This is a genomic window from Amycolatopsis rubida, from assembly GCF_900115345.1.
In the GTDB taxonomy this organism is placed as follows: domain Bacteria; phylum Actinomycetota; class Actinomycetes; order Mycobacteriales; family Pseudonocardiaceae; genus Amycolatopsis; species Amycolatopsis rubida.
Genome location: NZ_FOWC01000015.1, coordinates 86,650 through 108,831, shown reverse-complemented (window position 1 = coordinate 108,831; position 22,182 = coordinate 86,650). Strand labels below are relative to the sequence as shown.

The following is a 22,182-nucleotide window of genomic DNA, read 5'->3' as shown; positions in this document are numbered from 1 at the left end:
GAACCCTGCGGGAACCTGATTCCCTCAGGGTTCTTCCCCTCACGCACTTGGTCCGCGTGGCGGCCTGGCCGAATTCGCCGTCGGTTCCGTTGGCCGCGCCGGTGCGCGTTCGCTTGCCCGCGTGTGCGGCCGATTGCCTCGCCCCGCCCGCCGAATCGCGAGCGGCCTGCCGGAGTCCTTCGCCCGCCGCGCCAGCTCCCGCTCGCGCCCGGATGGCACCGCCGATCGGGTCGCGCGCTCCGCCGATTCGCGGCCGCCTGGCCGGATTCCGTCGCCCGCTCCCCGAATCCGGTTCCCGCCGCGAAACCGCTGCGCGGGAGTACCCGGGACCGGTCGCGGACCGGCCCCGGGCCAGGTTCCTCAGCTCAGTGCGCGGCCTCGTTCCACGACCGCCCGTACCCGACCGAAACCTCCAGCGGCACGGCCAGTTCCGCCGCCGAGCCCATGCCTTCGCGGACCAGTTTCTCGACGTCCGAACGCTCGCCGTCGGCGATTTCCAGGACCAGTTCGTCGTGGACCTGGAGCAGCACGCGGCTGCGCGAACCCGCTTCGGCGAGGGCGCGGTGCACGTTCAGCATCGCCACCTTGATGATATCGGCCGCGCTGCCCTGGATCGGGGCGTTCAGCGCCATCCGCTCGGCCATTTCGCGGCGCTGCCGGTTGTCGCTGTTGAGGTCCGGCAGGTAGCGGCGGCGGCCGAAGATCGTCTCGGTGTACCCGCGCTTCGCCGCCTCGCCGACGACCGACTGCAGGTAGTCGCGCACCCCGCCGAACCGCGAGAAGTACGCCTCCATCTGCTCTTTCGCGTCTTCGGTCGAGATCTTCAGCTGCTGCGACAGGCCGTATGCCGACAAGCCGTACGCCAGCCCGTAGGACATCGCCTTGACGCGGTAGCGCTGTTCCGGCGTGATTTCCGCGGCGGGCACGGAAAACGCGCGCGACGCCACGAACGTGTGCAGGTCCTCGCCGCTGTTGAAGGCCTCGATGAGTCCCTCGTCCTTCGACAGATGCGCCATGATCCGCATTTCGATCTGGCTGTAGTCCGCGGTCATCAGCTCGGCGTAGCCGTCGCCGACCACGAACGCGTCGCGGATGCGCCTGCCTTCCTCGGTGCGCACCGGGATGTTCTGCAGGTTCGGCTCGATCGACGACAGCCGTCCGGTGGCCGCGATGGTCTGCTGCAGCGTGGTGTGGATGCGCCCGTCGTCGGCGACCGATTTGATCAAGCCCTCGACCGTGGTGCGCAGCCGCGTCGCGTCGCGGTGTTCCAGCATGTGCTGCAGGAACGGATGCTCGGTCTTCTCGAACAGCGACTGCAGCGCGTCCGCGTCGGTGGTGTAGCCGGTCTTGGTGCGCTTGGTCTTCGGCATGCCCAGCTCGTCGAACAGCACCACCTGCAACTGCTTCGGCGAACCCAGGTTGATCTGCTTGCCGATCACCTCGTACGCGGATTCCGCGGCCTGCGTGACCCGGCTGAGATAGTGCGCCTCCAGCTCGGTGAGCTGGTCGACGTCGACCGCGATGCCCGCCGCTTCGAGTTCGGTGATGACTTCCAGCAGCGGCAGCTCCAGCTCGGCCAGCAGCTTCGCGCCGCCGAGTTCCGCCAGCTCGGCGGCCAGCGCGCCGGCCAGCTCGAAGACGGCGCGAGCCCTCACCAGTTCGGCGGAAATTTCCTTCTGCTCCAGCTCGTCCGCGCCGCCGTCGAGCAGTGACAGCTGACCGTCTCCGTCGCCAGCTTCCGAACGCAGCTCGCGGTGCAGGTAGCGCAGCGCCAAGTCGTCCAGCCCGAACGTGCGCTGCCCCGGCCGCGCGAGGTACGCGGCGAGCGCGGTGTCCATGGTCAGCCCGCCGAACGTCCAGCCGCGGGCGCGCACCGCGTGCAGGGCCACCTTCAGGTCGTGGCCGATCTTGCGGATCTTCGGGTCCGCCAGCCACGCCGACAACGCCCGGTCGTCCGCCTCGTCCATCGCGGTGACGTCGACGTAGGCGCCCTCGCCCTCAGCCGTGGCGAAGGCGACCGCCTTGAGGTCGGAGCGGACCGACGAGCCAGTCGTCCGGAACGACAGCGCGACCGGCTCGGCCGCACCGGCGTGCGCTTCGAGCCACCCGCCGAGCGCGCCGGGCGAGAGCGCGGAACCGGACACCTCGAAGCCCTCCTCGGCCTCCGGTTCGGCGCTGCTCAGGGTCTCGAACAGCCGGTCGCGCAGGACGCGGAACTCCAGCTCGTCGAAGAGCCGGTGCACTGCCTCGCGGTCCCACGGGCGCAGCTCCAGCTGGTCCGGCACGGACTCCAGCGGCACGTCGCGGACCAGCTCGGTGAGCTGCCGGTTGAGCTGGACCGAGGAGAGGTGCTCGCGCAGCGCGGTGCCGACCTTGCCCTTGACCTCGTCGACCCGGTCGATCAGGCCGGCCAGGCTGCCGAACTGCCGGATCCACTTGGCCGCGGTCTTCTCCCCCACGCCGGGGATGCCGGGCAGGTTGTCCGACGGGTCGCCGCGCAGGGCCGCGAAGTCCGGGTACTGCGTCGGCGTGAGGCCGTATTTCTCTTCCACCGCGTCCGGCGTGAACCGCACGAGGTCGGAGACGCCCCGCTTCGGGTACAAAACGGTCACCCGGTCGGTGACGAGCTGCAACGCGTCGCGGTCGCCGGTGCAGATGAGGACGTCGTAGTCCTCGCCCGCCTGCGTGGTGAGCGTGGCGATGACGTCGTCGGCCTCGTAGTTCTCCTTCGTGAGCGAAGGGATGCCGAGCACCTCGAGCACCTCTTTGACCAGGTCGACCTGGCCGCGGAACTCGTCCGGCGTGGCGCTGCGGTTGGCCTTGTAGCCGGCGTACGTCTCCGACCGGAAGGTCTTGCGCGAGAGATCGAAGGCCACCGCGAGGTGCGTCGGCTTCTCGTCGCGCAGCAGGTTGATGAGCATCGAGGTGAAGCCGAAGACCGCGTTGGTGACCTGCCCGGTCTTCGTGCGGAAATTCTCCGCGGGCAGGGCGAAGAAGGCGCGGTAGGCCATCGAATGGCCGTCGATCAGCAGCAGCCGGGGGCGGTCTTTCGCGGCGGCGGCGCCTGTGGCGTTGGCAACGGTTCGGTTCTCGGTCGGGCTCACGGGGGCGAGTCTAGGGTGAGGGTCTGACACTCTTGCGTGTCGCATAGGTTGAGGAGCAGAGAGTGACCGAGCAGACGGCGGAAATCACGCCGGGCCAGTTCGCGGGCATGGATCCCGCGGCCGCGGGCCAGCAGCTGAACGACAAGATCGGGCTGAAGCTCGTGGAGCTGACTCCCGATCGGGTCGTCGGAACGATCCCCGTCGAAGGCAACCTCCAGCCCTACGGACTCCTGCACGGCGGCGCGAACGCCACCGTCGCCGAAGCACTGGGCTCGGTGCTGGCCGCGTTGAACGCGGGCCCCGAACGCGCCGCGATGGGCCTGGAGCTGTCCTGCACCCACCACCGCGCGGTCCGCTCCGGCACCGTGACCGGAGTGGCGACCCCCCTGCATGTCGGCCGGGGGACGATCACGTCGGAGATTGTGCTGACGGACGACGAGGGTCGCCGTACTTGCACCGCGCGCCTCACCTGCGTCGTCCGGGACCGTCCGCCAGGCGCCTGATTCCCGGTGAAAGATCCGTGAAGGTTCCCCTCACGGCCCGCGGCCACAGCAACGCACCCCGCTCACCAGGCAGCCACACTCCCCCGCACCCCGATACGAAGCCACGAACGCGGCGCGGGGGTGCTTGTCAAGGCATCTTTCCCGCCTCGACAAGCACCCCCGCGCCGTCGTCACAATCAGCTTCGGGGTGCCCCGCGCAACCACTGGGGCGCAATGTCGCCGCCAGGCGACGAGCAGTCACCCCACCCCGAGATAAGCCTCCTTGATACTGGTATCAGCCAGCAATTCCTGCCCGGTACCAGTCTTGGTGATCTGCCCGGTCTCCAGCACATAAGCCCGATGCGCCCGGGACAACGCCTGCTGCGCGTTCTGCTCGACCAGCAGCACCGTAGTCCCCTGCCGGTTGATCTCCGTGATAATCCGGAAAATCTGCTGAATGAACTGCGGAGCCAACCCCATCGAAGGCTCGTCCAGCAGCAACAGCCGAGGCTTGGCCATCAACGCCCGCCCGATGGCGAGCATCTGCTGCTCACCCCCGGACATCGTCCCGCCGACCTGGGTCTTCCGCTCAGCCAGCCGCGGAAACAACTCGAACACCCGGTCGAAGTCAGGCTGCAGATTCTTCCGGTCCTTGCGCGCGTAAGCGCCCATGTCCAGATTCTCCAGCACCGTCATCCCGGGAAAAATCCCCCGTCCCTCCGGCGCCTGCGAAATCCCGCGGACCACGCGCACATCCCCGCGCAGCCGCGAAATGTCCTCGCCGTCGAAGCGAATGGAGCCGCCGGAAATCGGCCGGATGCCGGAAATCGCGCGCATCGTGGTCGATTTGCCGGCCCCGTTCGCCCCGATGAGGGTGACGATCTCGCCCTCGTTGACCGTGATCGACAGCCCGGACACGGCCTGGATCCGTCCGTAGTGGACGGAAACGTCGGAAAGCTCAAGCAACGTCATCGTCGGGAACTCCCAGGTAAGCGGCGATCACGGCGGGGTTCTCCCGGATCTCGGAGGGCAGCCCGTCGGCGATCTTCTTGCCGAACTCCAGCACCACGATCCGGTCGGTGACGCCCATGACGAGCTTCATGTCGTGTTCGATCAGCAGGACGGTGTAGCCGTCGTCGCGGATCGTCCGGATCAGCCCCATGAGCTCTTCCTTCTCCGCCGGGTTGAACCCGGCGGCAGGCTCGTCGAGGCACAGCAGCTTCGGCTCGGTGGCCAGCGCCCGCGCGATCTCCAGCCGCCGCTGATAGCCGTACGGCAGGTTCTTCGCCCGGTCCGCGGCCCGGTCGGCGATGCCGACGAATTCCAGCAGCGCCATGGCTTTCTCGATCGCCTGCTTCTCCTCGCGGTGGTGCCGCGGGACTCGCAGGAGGGCGCCGAGCAGGCTCGTCCTGTGCCGTGCGTCGGTGCCGACGACCACGTTCTCCAGCGCGGTCATCTCGGAGAACAGCCGGATGTTCTGGAACGTCCTGGCAATGCCGAGCTGGGTGATCCCGTGCCGCGACGTCTTGCCGAGCGGCTTGTCTTCGAGCAGCACCTGTCCCGACGACGGCCGGTAGACGCCGGTCATCGCGTTGAAGCAGGTCGTCTTGCCCGCGCCGTTCGGCCCGATCAGGCCGAGAATCTCGCCGCGCCGGATCTCGAAGGACACCGAGTCCAGCGCCACCAGCCCGCCGAAGCGGACGGTGACGTCGTCGACCTTGAGCAGCGTCTGCCCGTAATCGGCCCGGATCTCCCGGTCCGGCGCGACGACCTCGGCGACCTCGGCCTCGTGCTCGGCGAGTTCCTCGGCGGTCATGTTCGCGACCTCGGCCACGAGGCCGCCTTCGGCCGGGACCTCCGGCCCGTTTCCGTTGCCAGGGACCGTCATGCCTTCTCCCCCGGATTGTCGGTGGCCAGCGAACCGTCGCTGCTGACCTGCTCGCCCTTGCCGAGCAGCCGCTGGTAGGCCTGCCTGCCGTAGGCGAGCAGCCGCTGCCGCGCGCCGAGCAGGCCCTGCGGGCGAAAGATCATCAGGATGATCAGCGCCAGCCCGAAGATCAGGTACTTGTACTCCGCGATCTGCTGGAACCGCAGCGGCACGTACGCCACCACGATCGCGCCCAGCAGCACGCCGACCTTGTTGCCCGCGCCGCCGAGAATGACCGCGGCCAGGAACAGCATCGACGTCACCACGTCGAACTTCTGGTTGTTCACGAAGCCCAATTGTCCCGCGTACAGCGCGCCGGAGAGACCGCCGACCGCGGCACCGCCGACGAACGCCCAGATCTTGAACTTGAACGTCGGCACGCCCATGATCTCGGCCGCGTCCTCGTCGTCGCGGATCGCGACCCACGCGCGGCCGACGCGGCTGCGCTCCAGGTTCCCGACGACGAAGAGGATCACGATGATGATCGTGACGCAGAGCCAGTACCACGGGATGCCGTCGGTGTTGTTGAACAGCGGGCTGCCGTCGGCCTTCGAGCCCGGCGGATGCCCGACGCCCTGGAAGCCGCGGTTGCCGCGCAGCGGGTCGATGTTGTCGGCCAGCAGGCGCACGATCTCGCCGAAGCCCAGCGTGACGATCGCCAGGTAGTCGCCGCGCAACCGCAGCGTCGGCGTCCCCAGGATCACCCCGAAGATCATCGTGACCACCATCGCGATCGGCAGCACGACGAGGAACGGCAGCTTCGCCAGCGACGAGTCCGGGCTCGTGAACAGCGCCATCACGTAGGCGCCGATGGCGAAGAACCCGACGTAGCCGAGGTCGAGCAGACCCGCTTGGCCGACCACGATGTTGAGCCCGATGGCGACCAGCGCGTAGCGGGCCACCTCGAACATCGCGATCGGGAAGTCGTACCCGGGCTGGGTGGTGATCAGCGGCGGATTCAGCACCGGCAGCAGGTAGACCAGCGCCACCAGCGGGATGAGCACCCCCCACTGCTGAACCCGGGACAGCCTGTTCCACCAGTCCGAAACCGGACGGCGGCGCGTCTTCGCCGGTGCGGCGGGCGGCGTCGTAGTCGTCGTCATACCCGGGCCTTTCCGAGCGATTCGCCGAGAATGCCGGTCGGGCGGAACATCAGGATCAGCACCAGCAGGGCGAACGCGACGACGTCGCGCCACGCGCCGCCGAACAAGGACTGCCCGTAGTTCTCCACGACCCCGAGGAGCAGGCCGCCCAGCAGCGCGCCGCGCAGGTTGCCGATGCCGCCAAGCACCGCGGCGGTGAACGCTTTGATGCCGAGGATGAAACCGCCCTGGTAGGAGGCGCCCTGCGGGATCTTCATCATGTAGAACAGCGCCGCCGCACCGGCCAGCAGACCGCCGATGAGGAACGTCAGCGTGATGACGCGTTCCTTGTTGACGCCCATCAGCGTCGCGGTGTCCGGGTCCTGCGCGACCGCGCGGATGCCGCGGCCGAACTTGGTGCGGTTGACGAACATGTCCGTGCCGACCATCAGCAGGATCGACGCCACCACGGTGATGATGGTGACGATCGTGACGCTGCCGCCGAAGATCGTGAAGACCTCGTCGTTGCGCAGCAGCCGGATGCTGTTCTCCGGGTTGCCGCCGCGCCAGATGAACAGGATCTGCTGCAGCACGAACGAGGCGCCGATCGCGGTGATCAGGAAGACCAGCCGGGGCGCCTTGCGTTTGCGCAGCGGCCGGTAGGCCACGCGTTCCAGGACGACCGCGGTGCCGCCGGACACCGCCATCGACGCGATGAGCGCGAGCAGCAGGAAGCCGATCAGCTCGAAGATCGGCAGGTCCGGGGTCGCACCGGGACGGAAACCCAAGCCGTAGAAGGTGAACCACGTCGCGTAGGCGCCGTAGATGAACACCTCGGAGTGGGCGAAGTTGATGAGTTTGAGCACGCCGTAGACGAGGGTGTAGCCCAACGCCACGAGCGCGTAGATGCTGCCGTAGGACAGGCCGTCGATCGTGTTGTCCCAGAACTGGTTCAGGAACGAATTCACATCGAAGGTGATCCAGCTGCCGCCGCCCTGCGCGAGGACGAGCGAACTGAGGTCAGGGGTCATCGACACACTAGTTCTCCATGTGGGTCCGGGGTGCGGGCGCGGCGGGATCTCGCCGCCTGGCCCGCACCCCGGTACTGGAACCGAAAGCGGTGAGCTACTTGATCTCGGTGTTGCGGACGATCTTTCCGTTCTCCACCTTGTAGGTCCACACGGTGGTCGCGGCGAGCTCGCCGTGGTCGTCCCACTTGAAGTGCTTCGTGATGCCCTGGCCGTCGTAGGTCTTCACGAAGTCCAGCAGTCCGGCGCGGTCCTTCTTGCCGGCGTCGATGCCCTTCAGCAGGATCGTCGCGACGTCGTAGGCCTCGGGCGAGTAGGTGCCCGGGTCGACGCCGGTCGCCGCCTTGTAGGCGTCGGTGAACTTGGTGAACTGGTCGGCGGGCACGCAGGGGCAGGTGAAGTACGCGTTGGCCGCGGCGTCGCCGGCGCCCTTGACGAACAGGTCGTCCTTCACGCCGTCCGGGCCGACGAACTTGGCCTTGACGCCCGCGTCGTTCAGCTGCTGCGCGAACGGAGCGGCTTCCTGGTAGTAGCCCGAGTAGAAGATCGCGTCCGGTTTCTCGTTCTTGATCTTGTTGACCACGGCGGAGAAGTCGGTCTGCTTCGTCTTGACCTTGTCCTGGCAGCTCGCCTTGCCGCCGAGCGCCTTGACGGTCGAGGCGGCGAGGCCGGTGCCGTACTCGGAGTCGTCCTCGATCACGCAGACCTTGTTCGCCTTGAGCTCGCCGGTGATGAACTTCGCGGCGGCCGGGCCCTGCGCGTTGTCGTTGCCCAGTGCGCGGAAGAAGGTCTTCCAGCCGTTCTGGGCGAGCGACGGGTTCGTCGCGGACGGGGTCACGGCGACCAGGCCCGCGGAGTTGAAGATGTTGCCCGCGGCCTTCGACTCGCCCGAGAACGGGAGGCCGATGACGCCGATGATGCCCGGGGTGTTGACGATCTGGGTCACGATGCCCGGCGCCTTGTCCGGGGTGCCCTCGGTGTCGAACTCCGCGAGCTTGACCTGGCAGCCCGGGTTGGCCTTGTTGTGCTGGTCGACCGCCAGCTTCGCGCCCTTGAGGATGTTCTGGCCCAGGGCCGCGTTCGCGCCGTTGATCGTGCCGGCGTAGGCGATCGAGGTCGGCGCGCACTGCGCCTTGCCGTCTCCCGCCGGGTCCGCCGCGTTCGCCGCCGCCGACGGGGCCGCGGCCTGCGGCGCGCCGCTGTCGCCACCCGAGTCACCGCCGGTCCGCGCCGAGCAGGCGCCAAGGGAGATGACTCCCGCCGCGGCCAGCACGATGACCTTAGTGAGTCGTGCTCTCTGCACTCGTTCCTCCAAATGCCACCCGCCACGCTCCCGGGGGAACGGCGGGTCCCTGCGTGGGACTTCGACTGGGCGCTGAACGTAGCCGCCGGGTGAGGTGTTGCACAGAGTCACAGCGAGTCTTGTATCCACATCGTGACGGTCGTCACGAGAATTAACGGACGATTTACACTCGATCGTCTGATTGCAACGACCGAGTGAATGACTCTTCGTGTCCGAGCACCCCTCGAAAGGACCTTGACCTGACGTCCGATCGATGGGGGCAGTCTAGGAACATCCCCTCCGTCATCGTGACCGACACCACGATCCCCCGGCCTCCAAGGTAGCAACCTTGCCCTTTCGCGCAGGGGAGATCAACCCGCACGGGTGGGTCCGGCATCGATGCCGGACCAGGGTTTTCCCTGGTCGTCGACCAGGTTTCGGCGCGACCCGGCGAGCCGGGCCGGACGCGGCGCACCGGAGGGAGTCCCGCTGGACGGGAGCGCACTCCGGGGCCGGACGGTCACGCTCCGGCACGGTTTCCGGCGTTTCCGGTGTGCCGGGCAACGAAAAAGCGGGCGCGACCCCCTGGCCACGCCCGCTTCTGGGATGCTTGCCGGTTGCTCAGCCGATGCTTTCCACGACCGCCTCGGCGACGGCCTTCATCGTGGTGCGCCGGTCCATCGCGGTGCGCTGGATCCAGCGGAACGCGTCCGGTTCGGTGAGCCCCTGGCGGCTCATCAGCAGGCCCTTCGCCCGGTCGATGACCTTGCGGGTCTCAAGCCGGTCGGTGAGCCCGGCGACCTCGGCCTCAAGGGCCTGCAGCTCGGAGAACCGGCTGACGGCCAGCTCGATGGCGGGCACGAGGTCGCGTTTGGCGAACGGTTTCACCAGGTAGGCCATGGTGCCCGCGTCGCGGGCCCGTTCGACGAGGTCGCGCTGGCTGAACGCGGTGAGAATGACGACCGGCGCGATCCGGTCGCCGGTGATCCGCGCGGCCGCCTCGATGCCGTCGAGCTTCGGCATCTTGACGTCGAGGATCACGAGGTCCGGCTTGAGGTCGGTGGCCAGCGCGATGGCCTCCTCGCCGTCGCCGGCCTCGCCGACCACCTCGTAGCCCTCTTCGCGCAGCATTTCCACCAGGTCGAGCCGGATGAGCGCCTCGTCTTCCGCGACGAGCACCCGTCGCTGCGGCACGCCGGCGGCGCCGTTCGACTCGGCAGCCTGTTCGGTCACCGGTGTCCTCCTGAAGGCTCGGCGGGACGTCTTCGACACGCGGTCACCCGCGAGAGCCCAGCGTACCGGGACCGATCCAGATCCCACGATGGCGTTCACCACGAAGTGGCGGGCGACACCCAGCCCCGGCCCCCAGTCGATCACCGGACCCGGTCTGGGGCTGGAGGGGCGGGTCCCGTAAAGTTTCCGGCACTGCGCCCCCGTAGCCCAACTGGCAGAGGCAACGGATTCAAAACCCGTCCAGTGTGAGTTCGAATCTCACCGGGGGCACCGTCGGAAATCCCCGCCGGACGCGGTCAAGCCGGTCCCGGTTCGATTCGTCACTTCAGTGGTCCTCTTCGCCGCACTCGCGATCGCGGGCAGCGCTTCCTGCCTCAAAAGGGCCATGAGCAGATCCGCGGGGGGCCTTCGCGAGGTCGAGACCAGCCGGGGCGCTGCGCCGAGAAGGCCGACGTCCTCCGCCTTCGGGCGCTTAGGCGCGGCCGCTTCCGCCTCGCGCAGCGCGTCGAACTCGGCAACCATCTGCGCGCGCTCGTGTTCGAGCTTGTCGTACTTCTCGCGGAGCGCCTTCGTGAACGGGTCGTCCGCTGCTTGCTCCAGCCGAGAAGCCTGCTTTTTCGCCAGGTGATCAAGTGCTTGACGGAGCCGCTTGAGTTCGGCCTCTCTGTGCTTCGCCTGCTGATCTTCCGCACCGGTCTGGCCCGAACAGCCGATCGGAGAGAAGCCCTCCGACCGAGGCAGGGATCGCGTCCTCTCGCAAGTACAGCGTCTTCCGATGGCCCCCGTACTTGTCCGGTCGGCCGCGGTTGGCGGTGCTCGGCCGGCCGCATGGACACAGCACCCTGCCCCGGAACATGCACGTCCGTCTTCGGGTGTCCGCTGGGTTTTGCCGGCGCTCCGGGAGGTGCGTTCGGCGGCACGCCGTTGGACGAGTTCGTCGTGCATCCATTCCGGGATCAGCGGTTCATGCGCGGGGTCCGTAGCAGGGATTGCCGATATTCCAGCCCTCGCGAACGTGCGTGCACAGTCCGCCCCAGGATCCGCTGTGCGCGACTGCCCGAGACCGAGATGCTCTCGTTTTTGCCGCGAACAAAGAAACGTCGTGCGCTTTGAGGCCTCGTTCCACCGAGAGTCCTTCGAGCACCCGGTCGGCTCTGCGGCCGGAGCCCAAGCCACCCCGCAAGCCGGCGGACAGGGCGTACTCCGGAGTGATTCCGCCGGGCTGTTCGCCGTCGTCCCCGGCCGGACACGCAATGCGTCGCACGCGGCTGCCTGCTCTGACGATGACGCCCTGCCCGAGGACGGAAGCCTGCGCGTGAGACAGTGCGGGCTAGTCTCGTGCGCCCACTAGGCCCGGATCCCGGGCGAGGAAGCCAGGTGCTCATGAACAGCGACAGACCGCCGGCCCGGCACGGCCCGACCACGGAGGACGTTCTCGCGGCGGTGCCCTACGGGTTACGTGTCGCAGCCGCGGTCTCCGGACGGTTGCTGGTGGTCGCCGGCGGGATGGCGTTGATCGGGTTCGTCGTCGTCCAGCTGGCGACAGTGCTGGTGCCGGTGGCGGTGGCGCTGCTGCTGACCGGACTGCTGGCACCGTCGGTTTCCTGGCTGGCACGCAAGAAAGTCCCCCGCGCGCTGGCCACCGCGATGGTGATCGTCGGCGGAATCGCCGTGGTCGGCGGAGTGGTCACCTTCGTGGTCCTCACCGTGACCGCGGGAATGCCCGCGCTGATCGAGCAGATCTCGCACAGCGTGGCCGACCTTCGCGAATGGCTGCGGACCGGCCCGGTCCACCTGAGCCAGGGGCAGCTCGACCAGATGCTCGACCAGGTGGCCACCACCCTCGACAACAACCGGAGTTCGATCGCCTCCAGCGCCGTGACGACCGCGGTCACGGTCGGCGAACTGGCCACCGAGTTCCTGCTGATGGTGTTCTGCCTGATCTTCTTCCTCGCCCAGGGCAGGCGGATCTGGACGTTCGTCCTGCGCGTCGCGCCCGCCCGGTTCCGGCCCCGGGTGGACCTCGCGGGGCAGGCCGGGTTCACCACGCTGGCCCGCTACATCCGCGGCACCGCGGCGGTCGCGGTCGTCGACGCGGTGGCGATCGGGGCGGGTCTGCTCATCGTCGGGGTGCCGTTGGCCGCCCCGCTGGCCGCCCTGGTGTTCCTGGGCGCGTTCATCCCCGTGGTCGGCTCGGTCGTCGCCGGCGTGGTCGCGGTGCTGGTGGCACTGCTGACCGGCGGCGTGCTGCCGGGAATCGTCGTGCTCGCCATCGTGATCGGGGTGATGCAGCTGGAAAGCCACGTCCTGCAGCCATTCCTGCTCGGCCGGGCCATCCGGCTGCACCCGCTGGCGGTCGTGCTCGCGCTGGCCGCCGGACTGGTCACCGCCGGGATCGTCGGAGCCCTGCTGGCCGTGCCGCTGCTCGCCGTCCTCAGCTCCGGCCTGCGCAGCCTCAACGCACCCCCGCCGCACGCCGGGAGCGAGCCGGCGTGAACGCCCGCGGACCCGGCGACCACGCCCGAACGTCCACGCCACGCTGCCGGGCCCGGGGGATTTCGAAGCGAGGGGCTTCGAGGCGCGGCGGCCGAACCACGCCAACGTCATGAGTGCCGCCCAGACTGTGCTGGCGCGCGAGCGAAGTCATTGCGGAGTGCCGGGGCCTTCCTGCCGTGATCGGTGCCCGGGTTTGGCGTGCGGCCCGGTAATCGTGGCGAGGCAGTCCGCGCGCGAGCCGCAAACTACGTCCGTGCAGGTCAAGACGCATGGTGGTGGTAGTGGACAATTCCGCCGAGCCGGTCCCGCCGAGGTACCGTGAGGCGGGCGAGGGCGGGTGGATCCCGGGCGTTCAATTTTCCTCCACAGTGGACGATCACCCGGACTTCTCGCCCAGATAGTCCCCCAGCTCGCCGACCACCGGCCTGCGGGACGGCCGCCGATCACGGCGGTGATCCCGCGCAACGACGCGCCAGCCGCCACAGCGTGCTCAGCACCGGCGCGGGCCTCACGTGCCGACCGCACTCAGCACGAGAGCCGTCGAAGCTGCCGCGCACTCGGTTTAGCAATGCCTTGCCAGGTCGAAGGATTCGCCGCGGAACTATCCGGCGGAGGACGGACGAACCGGATCTGCGCGCACTGCCGCTGGATGGCGGGCGCGAGTCGGCGCAGCCCATGACCGAGCTTGTGGAGTGCAGTGTCCTGATCGCGGCGGTGGCGCGAAAGCGGCTGCCGAATCGCGAATGTTGTTTCTGCGTCCCCCGGCAAGGTTTCGGCGCTTTGCTTCCGCAGTCAACGCTTCGCGTCGTTTAACCCGTCCATCATCCCCACTGTTGCCGCACGGCACGCGGTGCGGCAACAGTGGGAAGGCGGGATTTCCCGGGAGTACAGCAGGTTCTGGTCTGACACATGAACGGAGGCAGCCGTGCCCGGCAAGGTCATAGACAATCAGTGGTGGCAGAGTTTCGTGCTCGCGGCACCGCGCACCGGCAAGCTCGCGGTGACGCGGAAGGACGGCAGTCCGCACGTGACACCGGTCTGGGTCGACCTCGACGGCGGCACCGTCGTGTTCACCGCTCGCGCGGACTCGGTCAAGGGCCGGGCCATGCTACGCGAGGGCAGGATCGCGATCTGCTTCGACGACGACCGGCCCCCGTTCGCCTTCGTGCTGATAACCGGCGACGCGGAGATCGACGACCACGCCGGGAACGTCCGCCGCTGGATGCACCGGATCGCGGCCCGGTACCTCGGAGAGGAACGCGCACAGGAGTGGGTCGACCGCGTCTGCGTTCCCGGCGAGGTCGTCGTCCGGGTGACCGACGCGACCGTCATCGGCCAGGCCGGAGTCGTGGACTCCCTTCTGGCCTCGCCGCCGCCCGCGCTGGAGAAGCCGGCTGTCCCGTGAGGACCGCGTGGCGAACACCCCAGGGACGGCCGGCGCGGCCATCGACGAGATCAGCTCCAGCCACGGCTCCTCGTCGAACGAACACTCGATCAGGTGCCGTAGGGAACATCGACGCTCGCGTACGCGAACTGCCATCGAGCACGGATCGCGGTCGAAGCGGGTCGCGCCCCTGCCCTTTGACCGAGTCCACACGCATCGGAACGGGCCAATCCGATGAGGTTGCCTCCTGCGCTGGGTCTCCGGTCAGGCTGCCGCAGTACTGCCTTCCCCTGTCAGCCAGCTGCTTTGGCGAGAAGCGAGGAGGCTTCTCGTTCCCGAGCAACGACGGATTCTTCGTTGACCATCGGCCCGAGCGGGCGTTCTCCGGGCCGAGCCGTCCGGGCGATCGACCCACGCCCCAGGCCAGACTTCGACGACGGCGAGCAGGCCGCGGCGTGCTCGAACCGCGGCTTCCGCTCGTCCTTGCGCGAACTCACGAGATCCGGCTCATCACTCGCAGACGCGCCGATCTCGCGTAAGACTGCCCGTCGCAACGCAGCCGCCCGCGGAGACAAGCTGGGGCGATCCCGCGGCGGCGAAGCCGGCCGCTGGCGAGCAGCTCACGGGCCAAGTCCTCCGTCTGGACGGGACACCCGTGACGAGGCTGGAAACAGCGCCGCGGCCAGCCGGAACAAGCCGCGGCACCGGATCGTCGATGAGCGAACGCGTGGAGCTCAGAGCAGATCTCCAGCTGCTGAAGACCGGCTTTCCGGATGATGCGTCCACGCGAATCTCGCGGAAGCCGCCGCGCTGCGGACGCGAACTCCCGCCGGAGCCAGGACGGACTCCGCACTACACCGGATGGGCCGGTGCATCCGCACACGATCGCCTGCGGGGCTCAGCCGATCTTCCTTGTGTCGCGAAGGAAAGATCGGCAGGCTTCCCGGCCCGGCGCCACCGGACAACGCCGCGGGCAAGGTCGAGCCTAGTGGACTTGGTAGTCGACGGGCGGGTGTTCGCGGTCGTGGGTCACGGCCGAGACAGACTTGCCGCCGTCGACCGGCAGGGTCACGCCGGTGATCCACGACGCCAGCGGCGAGAGCAGGAAGGCCGCCGCCGTGGCGATGTCGGAGGGTTGTCCGATCCGGCCCAGCGGGTAGCTTGCGGCGATCGTCTCCGGTGGCAGGCGGGTGACGGAGTCCATGAACGTGGTGCGCACGAAGGCCGGCGCGATCGCGTTCACCCGCACCCTCGGCGCGAGCTGGTCGGCCAGGTCCTCGGTCAGCCGATGCAGCGCGGCTTTGGTGGCACTGTAGGCCGCCAGCCGCAAAGGACTGGTCGCCGCCACGGTGTTGAGCATCAGAACCGAACCGCCATGGTCTTTCATCCAGGCATGCCAGGCGAGCTGCACGTAACCCAGCGCGCCGAGGACGTTGGTGTCGAACGTCCGTTGGAAAGTGTCCAGAGCCATGTCCACGGCCGGGGTGTTCCTGGCGGGGTTGATGCCCGTCGCGTAGACCAGCAGATCCAGCCGCCCGGTCTTCAGCACGAGGTCCACTGCCGTCTGCCGCTCGTCAGCCTTCCGGCTGTTGGCGACCACCGGCTGGATCGGGTTTCCGGTCTCCCTCTCGATGCTCTCGGCCGCCTCCTTGAGCGACTCCGGGTGCCGGGCAGTGATCGTCACCGCCACGCCGCGCCTGGCCAGTTCCAAGGCTATCGCCCGGCCGATCCCGCGGCTGCCGGACACCACCAGCGCACTCAGCCCTCGCATTTCGAAGTCGTCTCCGGCGGGGCGAGGATACTCGTCGTCCAGGGCCACGCCTGGGCCGGTCGGAATTGTCACACTGTCCTCCACAGGCTGTTTTCCGGTCTCACTGTGAAACACCTTCGACGATGGACAGGAACCCCGGCCCCGTCTTTTCCATCACCCTGGTCAGCCGCATCCCGGCGGCCGAGAAGAGCTCGGCAAATTCGGCCTCGGTGCGGACCCGGCCGGCAAAAGATGCCAACAGGACCAGATCAATGCCCTTTCCGGCATGCGGCGCGTTGCCCGGCGGCACTACGCATTCGAGGGCGACGACCCGGGATTCGGGCTTCATGGATCGGCGGATGCTCTGCAGAATGCGTACGCACTGGTCGTCGGGCCAGTCGTTGAGAATGTACTGGAGCACGTAGACATCGCCGTCCGGCGGAACGCTTTCGAAGAAGTCGCCGGAAACGGCCTGCCAGCGGTCTCGGTCGTCCAGCTGGCCAAGATCGTGATTCGAGACGACGATCGGCTGGTCGAGAAGGATGCCCCGCAGGTCGGGCCGGATTCGCAGCAGCTCCACCAGGAACCTGCCGCGGCCGCCTCCGACGTCGACCACCAGACCGTCCGGAGGAACACGATAGCTCTGGGCGAACCCCCTGGCCTCCAGCTGGGACCACTGACCCATACCGGCGTCGAACTCGCCGGCCGTCGCGGCGTCCCGGGCGTGCACCTCCCAGAACGGGCTGCCGTATACGGCGTCGATGGCGGCCAGCCCGGTGCGAGCGCCGGCGACGAGCTCGCCCGCAGGACGCCAGATCGCGGGCTCCGTGATCATCAGAACCGCATCGCGGACCGACGTCGGAGAGTCGGTGCGCAGGGCTTGGGCTCGCGCGGTGATGGCGAAGCGGCCGTCGCCGTCCTCGTGGAAAACTCCGCGAGAGGCGAGCAGGCGCAAAACCCGCGCGAGTGCGTTCGGATGCGTTTTCGTGCGCTCAGCCAATTCTCCGGGGTCCGCCGGGCCGTCGGCGAGCTGATCGGCGACGTTGACCAGGGCGGCCACGCGCAACGCAGCGGAATAGAGGTAGTCCAGACTGGAGGAGAGCAGGAAATCTGCGGATTCTTCGTGTGCCACAGGCGTTCCTTTCACACTTCTTGGATGCGATAAAACAGTACGGTGACTTTTCTCGCTCTCGGCGGTTTCCCGTGGATCGCAGCGACCACGACAGGCCGAGGCGGACTCCCTCGGAAAACCCGCCCGGGAGCCGCCGGCGAAAGTGACTCGTAGTGGTCACCTGCGGAACGGCCAGCAGGCGGTGCGCGGCATCCTCTGTCACCTCCCTCCCCGTCCGAGGCTGCGTATTCACCGAGGATTCGCCAGGGCCCTGAATACGGAAGGCTGGCCACTAGCATTACTACGGAACCCAGTCACGCGGGCGGTCGCATCAGTGCACCGGGTCCCCGACAACCGTCTTGAAGTAGCCTCGTAGCGCGGCTTCCGCTCGTCGTACGGCAGCGGCTATGTCGTCGCCGTCTTCGCCAAGTTCGACGGCGGCGACGAGAACGTCGGCGCAGGTGGACAGGATATCCACTGGAGGGTGCTCGAACTGTTCCAGATACCGGACGATCGCCGCCGGGGTGCTGGCGAGACCGCGCAGGGTGAGGAGCAGTTCGGCGCTGACAGCACACCACAGCAGCAAATTGGTGCGCAGAACGGCTGCCGCGGCGCCCGGTCGCGCACGGTGGGACAGTTCTGTCATGAAGCAACCGAAGTCGACGGCGCCTTGAGGGACTGGTTGCGCCGGGTCCACTTCGAGTTCGGCGGCGGCTTCCCGGAGGACGGGGCGGACAGTGCGGGCTGCCTGTGTCATCTTCCGGAAGAGGTCACCGGCCGGAGAGGAGCCGAATTCGGCCGCCATGCGTTCGAATGCCGCGATCTCCGTCAACTGCGCCGGGAGTTCGCCTGCGACGAACCGGCGGAGGTCTTCGAGCGCCAGGCCGTGCGTGCAGGATCGGCGGTATGCAGAGGTTTCCCGGACGAACCTCGATATCCTCGGTGTCAGCGCGCTGAGAAGCCGGGCGCTTCGTTCCCCGGGAGCAACCACCGTTGCGGCGTCCGACGGGCGCTGTCGCACGGCCGACGGCGGGGGCAGCAGGCCGGACCGGGCGAAGCGGTCCAGCAACCCGTCCAGGTAGGCGGTTCCCGCGGGCGGCGGGTCGAGGCCCGCGTTGGCCGTCGCGCGAATCGTGTTGGTGCAGCTGAACTCGGGGAAGAACCAGTGTGGCCGCATCTGCCCGGTCGCCGTCCCTGTCTCGCTGATCAGCGGGGCCAGCTGCCGCGCAGGATGGCCGGGCGACTGGATGAGGGCCGAGACGTCCTGTGCCCAGCGATCGTAAGGTATGTCGCGAATGGAGTACCCCCGGTTCCGCAGCCGGTCGACGAGTGCGCTCAGTTCGCCGGCAGCGGGGTGGGTGATGGTGTAGACGCGGCCGTCGGGAGGCTGGGTGCGCAAAACGTGCACAATCACGTCGGCGGCATAATCGGCCGGGGCGAAGTCGAGCGGCAGATCGGCCTCCGGTGCGGCCCCGGTGTCGACGATCGCACGGGTCCACGCACCGATCGGGGTGTCGCCGCTCCGCAGCACGCCTTCGGCAGCCGCCGCGATGGCATGCGGCCGGTAGATCGCCGCCGGCAGGCCGCGCGAGCTGGCTTCCCGGACCAGATCCTCGGCTGCCCGTCGACTGTCGGCGGTGCCCGGCCGGTCGGTGCCGAGCGGGCTTGGACGGTCGTCTTCCAGTATGTAGCGGAGGTGCGCCGTCCCCGATCCCGCGATCGTGAGAAGGGTGGAGATGTGGTGCAGCGGTTTGAGGCGCTCGCTCGCCGCCAGGGCGATCAACGCGCGCACGCCGGAGACAACCGTCTCCGCCGGCGGCGATGCCAGGGCCGGACCAGCGTCGAAAGATCCATTGTGGACGATCATTTCCGTGGTGCGCGCCAGTTCGTCGTAAGCGTCCGGGGACAACCCGAGCCGGGGCTGTGACAGATCACCGGCCAGGGGAACGACGTTCCCCTCGACCGCGCCGAAGTCCAGCCCGTGGCCGCGCACCCGCTCAGCCAGCTTGGACAACCCGTGCGCGGCGTCGCGGGCACGGATCAGGCAGCGCACCTCGGCCACCCCGGCCCTGACCAAGCGGTCCAGCAGAAAGGATCCCAGAAGGCTGGTGGCGCAGGTGAGGAGCACCCGCTTCGGTGTGCGCCCCTCCGGGATCGGCGGGGCAGCGAACCGCAGGGAGGAAAACAGTCCGGAGCCGGCCGGCCAGTCTCCGGTCTTCGCCGCGGAACCGTCGTCGGGGCTGCGAGCGTGCATCAGGTTCTCCCTCGCCTATCCGTTATTCGGGATTTCGCCGCCGAACGGACCCCGCGATCGGACGGCCAGGCCCTCCCCGGTGATTGCCTGGCTGTATCAAGACTTCACCCGGTGCACGGCCGCAGGGAAGAAGTTGCCGCGTTTTCCCGGTTTATTTCTGGCGGACGTTGATCGGTCATCGCGGCGCGACTGCCCGCGGAGTTCGCGAGGAGGGGCTGGGGCCGCGCACGCTGGCCGTGTCTGCTTCCGGCATGTGGACGCGTGCGTGGCCGCCGGACGCACCACCCGCGCGATCCGCCCTCTCGTTCGTGGCGACCGGCCGCTGTCTCAGTCGAGGCTGACGGCGGCACCGCGATCGCAGTGCCGCCGAGGCCCACCCAGGTCGATGTGACCTGCGGCGTGCCGTCTTTCTTGCGACCGCGAGGTGTCCGGTGCTCGTGTGCGGAGCGGACGAACCTCTGCCGCGGGCTGCGCGTGGTCGGGCAACTCCTCGCCCCGTCTCGCGGCCGAGCCAGGGGGCCGGCACCGGGCGAGACGGCAGCGGCCGCCGCGGGTCCTTGCGGAGGAGCGCCGGGTACTCACTGCCGGCTACGCCGCTGTGACCGCGAGCGGTGAACTGATCCCGCGTCGGCAGCCGGATGCTCGATCCGCTTTGCCGAGTTGTCCCGGCAGGCGGCGAGTTCCGCGATCGACACGATCGTCAGGTCGTGCACGCCGGCGAACTCGACCAGCTCGGGACCGCGCAGCAGATGGCCGCGGGGTCCCGCTATCTCCACGATGGCGGCGGCCGGTCTCAATCCGGCGAGCGAGGCCAGGTCGACAGCAGCCTCTGTGTGCCCAGCCCGGACGAGGACACCGCCGGGACGCGCCCGGAGCGGAAAGACGTGGCCCGGCCGGGTGAAATCGTCCGGGGCCGTGTCTTCGTTCGCGAGCAACCGCAGCGTGGTAGCGCGGTCCCGGGCCGAGATACCTGTAGTGACCCCGTGGGCGGAGGACGCGTCCGCCGAGACCGTGAACGCGGTGCCCATGGGGTCGGTGTTCGCCGCCGCCATCGGTGGCAGCCGCAGGCGGTCGAGGTCCGCCGCGGCCATCGGCGCGCAGATCAGCCCGCGGCACTCGCTCATCATGAAGGCCACGATTTCCGGAGTGGCCTTCTGCGCGGCGACGACCAGGTCCCCTTCGTTCTCACGGTCTTCGGCGTCGAGCACGACGACAGGCCGCCCGGCGGCGATATCCCGGACCGCCAGTTCCACCGCGCCCGGCGGCCGCCGCGCCCCGGAAACGGGCGGCCCGAAGCCATCGCGTCCACCAGAGACGGTCATCGCCCCCGTATTTCGCCCGTGCCGGGACTTCGCCGACATGATGGTCTCCCTTGAACGCCGGTGTGGAACATCCAGCGTCGTCGCGGTGTCTCCACGGCTACAAGCCGTTCACCTCATCAGGCCGTTAAGCGGCGCTGCCTGTTCATTCTGTTCTCCCGGCGCGGAGAGGGCGGCGACCGGGTGCCGGGCAAAGCGGCCGGCATGTCCTGATCGCCTGACTGGTGACGGCTCCCTTTCCGGCCACGAAACAGAACCTGATGTCTCCGCCCGCCTGCCCGGTTTAACGCGTCGCGACGCTCAACAGCCTTTTCCCCGTGCGTACTTACCCCGGCTCCACCGGGCTGAGAGCCTCGTAGCCTGAACCGTCGAACGGGACGACTGTCCGGGAGGAAGAGCTGCCATGAAGTTCGGGGTGTTGTACGAGCTGCAGGCTCCGCGGCCGTGGAGCCCGGACAGCGACCAGCGGATGTTCGCCGAGGCGCTGGAACAGATCGAACTCGCCGACCGGATCGGCATCGATCATGCCTGGGCCGTCGAACACCACTTCCTTGAGGAGTACTCCCACTGCTCCGCGCCGGAGGTGCTGCTCGCCGCCGCTTCCCAGCGCACCCGCGACATCCGGCTCGGCCACGGCGTCTGCCTCACCTCGCCCCGGATCAACCACCCCGCGCGGGTGGCCGAGCGGATCGCGACGCTGGACGTGCTGAGCGGGGGCCGGGTCGAATGGGGCACCGGTGAAGCGGCCACGGCACTCGAACTCGGCGGTTTCGGGATGCCCTACGACGAGAAGCGGGCCATGTGGCAGGAAGGCGCCCAGGCCGCGGCCGACATGCTCGCGCTGACCCCTTATCCCGGGCACGAAGGCGACTACTTCAGCATGCCGTGCCGCAACATCGTGCCGAAGCCGCTGCAGCGGCCGCACCCGCCGATGTGGCTCGCCTGCGCACGGCGCGAGTCCATTCTCCGGGCAGCCCGAAACGGCATGGGAGCGCTGGTCTTCGGATTCGTCGAGCCGGAAGAGGCGAAGACGTGGGTCGCCGAGTACTACGACATCATCAGGTCCGGCAAGTGCGTGCCCATCGGACACACCGTGAACGCGAACGTCGCCGCGCTCTTCGGGTTCTCGGTGCACCACGACGGGGAAGAGGCGATCGCGCGGATCGCCCCGGGGCTGCGGTACTTCGGCTACAGCTTGGGCCGCATCTGGGCGTCCGGGCACCACCGCCCAGGACGCACGGATGTGTGGTCGGCATTCCAGCGGGAGGAGACCGGCATCCCCTTTCACCCCGAGCAGGGAATCATCGGCACCCCCGCTGAGGTGCGTGGGCTGCTCGCGGGTTACGAACGAGCCGGACTCGACCAGGTCATCTTCATCCAGGCGGTGGGGCGGACGCGGCACGACCACATTTGCCAAGCGCTGGAACTGTTCGGCACCGAGATCGCGCCCGCGTTCCGCGAACGTGACGCCGGCGCCCGAGCGGGCAAAGACGACCGGCTCGCGCCGTACGTGGCGGCGGCCGAGGCCCGTCGCGCACGGGCCCTGCGTCCGCTCCGCGAGGAGGACATCCCGGTGGTGCGGGCACCGGAGCACCGGGAGGACGCCGGGCAGCACGACCAGCGTCTTCCCCCGGACAGCGGGATCGGCGGCGCGCTGCCCGTACCGGCCCGGCCCGGCGGTCCCAGCGCGTCGAGACGCGAACGCACCTGACGAGACCGGGCAGCTTCAC

At 68.6% G+C, this 22,182-nt stretch carries 15 protein-coding genes and 1 tRNA gene; 5 read left to right on the top strand and 11 right to left on the bottom strand.

Annotated elements, in window-relative coordinates; translation table 11 throughout:
- Nucleotides 1-365: 365 nt before the first annotated feature.
- Nucleotides 366-3,104 (bottom strand): DNA polymerase I, encoded by a 2,739-nt coding sequence (gene polA, locus BM362_RS37645; RefSeq protein WP_093576399.1) that lies wholly within the window; start codon nt 3,102-3,104, stop codon nt 366-368.
- 62 nt (nt 3,105-3,166) lie between these two features.
- Between polA and BM362_RS37640 the strand changes: the two genes are divergently transcribed.
- Nucleotides 3,167-3,607 (top strand): PaaI family thioesterase, encoded by a 441-nt coding sequence (locus tag BM362_RS37640; RefSeq protein ID WP_067582016.1) that lies wholly within the window; start codon nt 3,167-3,169, stop codon nt 3,605-3,607.
- Between the two features lie 237 nt (nt 3,608-3,844).
- On the opposite strand, the gene BM362_RS37635 is transcribed toward BM362_RS37640, so the two are convergent.
- The 6 genes from BM362_RS37635 to BM362_RS37610 all read right to left on the bottom strand — a co-directional run bounded on the left by BM362_RS37635 (nt 3,845) and on the right by BM362_RS37610 (nt 10,138).
- On the bottom strand, nt 3,845-4,558 hold the full coding sequence (locus BM362_RS37635) for an ABC transporter ATP-binding protein (RefSeq protein WP_067582014.1): 714 nt from the start codon (nt 4,556-4,558) through the stop codon (nt 3,845-3,847).
- On the bottom strand, nt 4,545-5,474 hold the full coding sequence (locus BM362_RS37630; protein WP_067582011.1) for an ABC transporter ATP-binding protein: 930 nt from the start codon (nt 5,472-5,474) through the stop codon (nt 4,545-4,547). The genes BM362_RS37635 and BM362_RS37630 overlap by 14 nt, the downstream gene beginning before the upstream one ends.
- Entirely contained in the window at nt 5,471-6,616 is a 1,146-nt protein-coding gene (locus BM362_RS37625; RefSeq protein ID WP_067582006.1) for a branched-chain amino acid ABC transporter permease, read from the bottom strand. Before BM362_RS37625 ends, BM362_RS37630 begins: the two co-directional genes overlap by 4 nt.
- On the bottom strand, nt 6,613-7,626 hold the full coding sequence (locus tag BM362_RS37620) for a branched-chain amino acid ABC transporter permease (protein ID WP_093576449.1): 1,014 nt from the start codon (nt 7,624-7,626) through the stop codon (nt 6,613-6,615). Before BM362_RS37620 ends, BM362_RS37625 begins: the two co-directional genes overlap by 4 nt.
- Nucleotides 7,627-7,720: 94 nt before the next feature.
- Nucleotides 7,721-8,896: an ABC transporter substrate-binding protein gene (locus BM362_RS37615; RefSeq protein ID WP_067582003.1), complete on the bottom strand. Its 1,176-nt coding sequence runs from the start codon at nt 8,894-8,896 to the stop codon at nt 7,721-7,723.
- Between the two features lie 630 nt (nt 8,897-9,526).
- On the bottom strand, nt 9,527-10,138 hold the full coding sequence (locus BM362_RS37610) for an ANTAR domain-containing response regulator (RefSeq protein WP_067582000.1): 612 nt from the start codon (nt 10,136-10,138) through the stop codon (nt 9,527-9,529).
- A gap of 196 nt (nt 10,139-10,334) precedes the next feature.
- Here BM362_RS37610 and BM362_RS37605 point away from each other — a divergent pair.
- The 3 genes from BM362_RS37605 (at nt 10,335) to BM362_RS37590 (ending at nt 14,039) form a co-directional block, all read left to right on the top strand.
- Nucleotides 10,335-10,408, top strand: a tRNA-Leu gene (locus tag BM362_RS37605).
- Between the two features lie 1,113 nt (nt 10,409-11,521).
- The gene (locus BM362_RS37595) at nt 11,522-12,634 is read left to right on the top strand and encodes an AI-2E family transporter (protein WP_093576397.1); all 1,113 of its coding nucleotides are present in this window, start codon (nt 11,522-11,524) and stop codon (nt 12,632-12,634) included.
- A gap of 925 nt (nt 12,635-13,559) precedes the next feature.
- Nucleotides 13,560-14,039, top strand: coding sequence for a PPOX class F420-dependent oxidoreductase (locus BM362_RS37590; protein WP_093576396.1), 480 nt, complete (start codon nt 13,560-13,562; stop codon nt 14,037-14,039).
- Between the two features lie 964 nt (nt 14,040-15,003).
- On the opposite strand, the gene BM362_RS37585 is transcribed toward BM362_RS37590, so the two are convergent.
- The 4 genes from BM362_RS37585 to ribB all read right to left on the bottom strand — a co-directional run bounded on the left by BM362_RS37585 (nt 15,004) and on the right by ribB (nt 20,494).
- Nucleotides 15,004-15,861, bottom strand: a complete 858-nt coding sequence (locus BM362_RS37585; RefSeq protein ID WP_232791663.1) for an SDR family oxidoreductase — start codon at nt 15,859-15,861, stop codon at nt 15,004-15,006.
- Between the two features lie 28 nt (nt 15,862-15,889).
- Nucleotides 15,890-16,900, bottom strand: a complete 1,011-nt coding sequence (locus BM362_RS37580) for a methyltransferase (protein ID WP_425285757.1) — start codon at nt 16,898-16,900, stop codon at nt 15,890-15,892.
- Nucleotides 16,901-17,210: 310 nt separating this feature from the next.
- Complete coding sequence (locus tag BM362_RS37575) at nt 17,211-19,133, bottom strand: SDR family oxidoreductase (RefSeq protein ID WP_093576394.1); 1,923 nt, start codon at nt 19,131-19,133, stop codon at nt 17,211-17,213.
- Between the two features lie 578 nt (nt 19,134-19,711).
- Nucleotides 19,712-20,494 carry a 3,4-dihydroxy-2-butanone-4-phosphate synthase gene (ribB, locus tag BM362_RS48545; protein WP_232791662.1) on the bottom strand — a complete coding sequence of 261 codons (783 nt, stop codon included), beginning with the start codon at nt 20,492-20,494 and terminating at the stop codon, nt 19,712-19,714.
- Nucleotides 20,495-20,855: 361 nt separating this feature from the next.
- On the opposite strand from ribB, the gene BM362_RS37565 reads away from it, so the two are divergent.
- The gene (locus BM362_RS37565) at nt 20,856-22,163 is read left to right on the top strand and encodes an LLM class flavin-dependent oxidoreductase (protein WP_093576393.1); all 1,308 of its coding nucleotides are present in this window, start codon (nt 20,856-20,858) and stop codon (nt 22,161-22,163) included.
- The last annotated feature ends 19 nt before the right edge of the window (nt 22,164-22,182 follow it).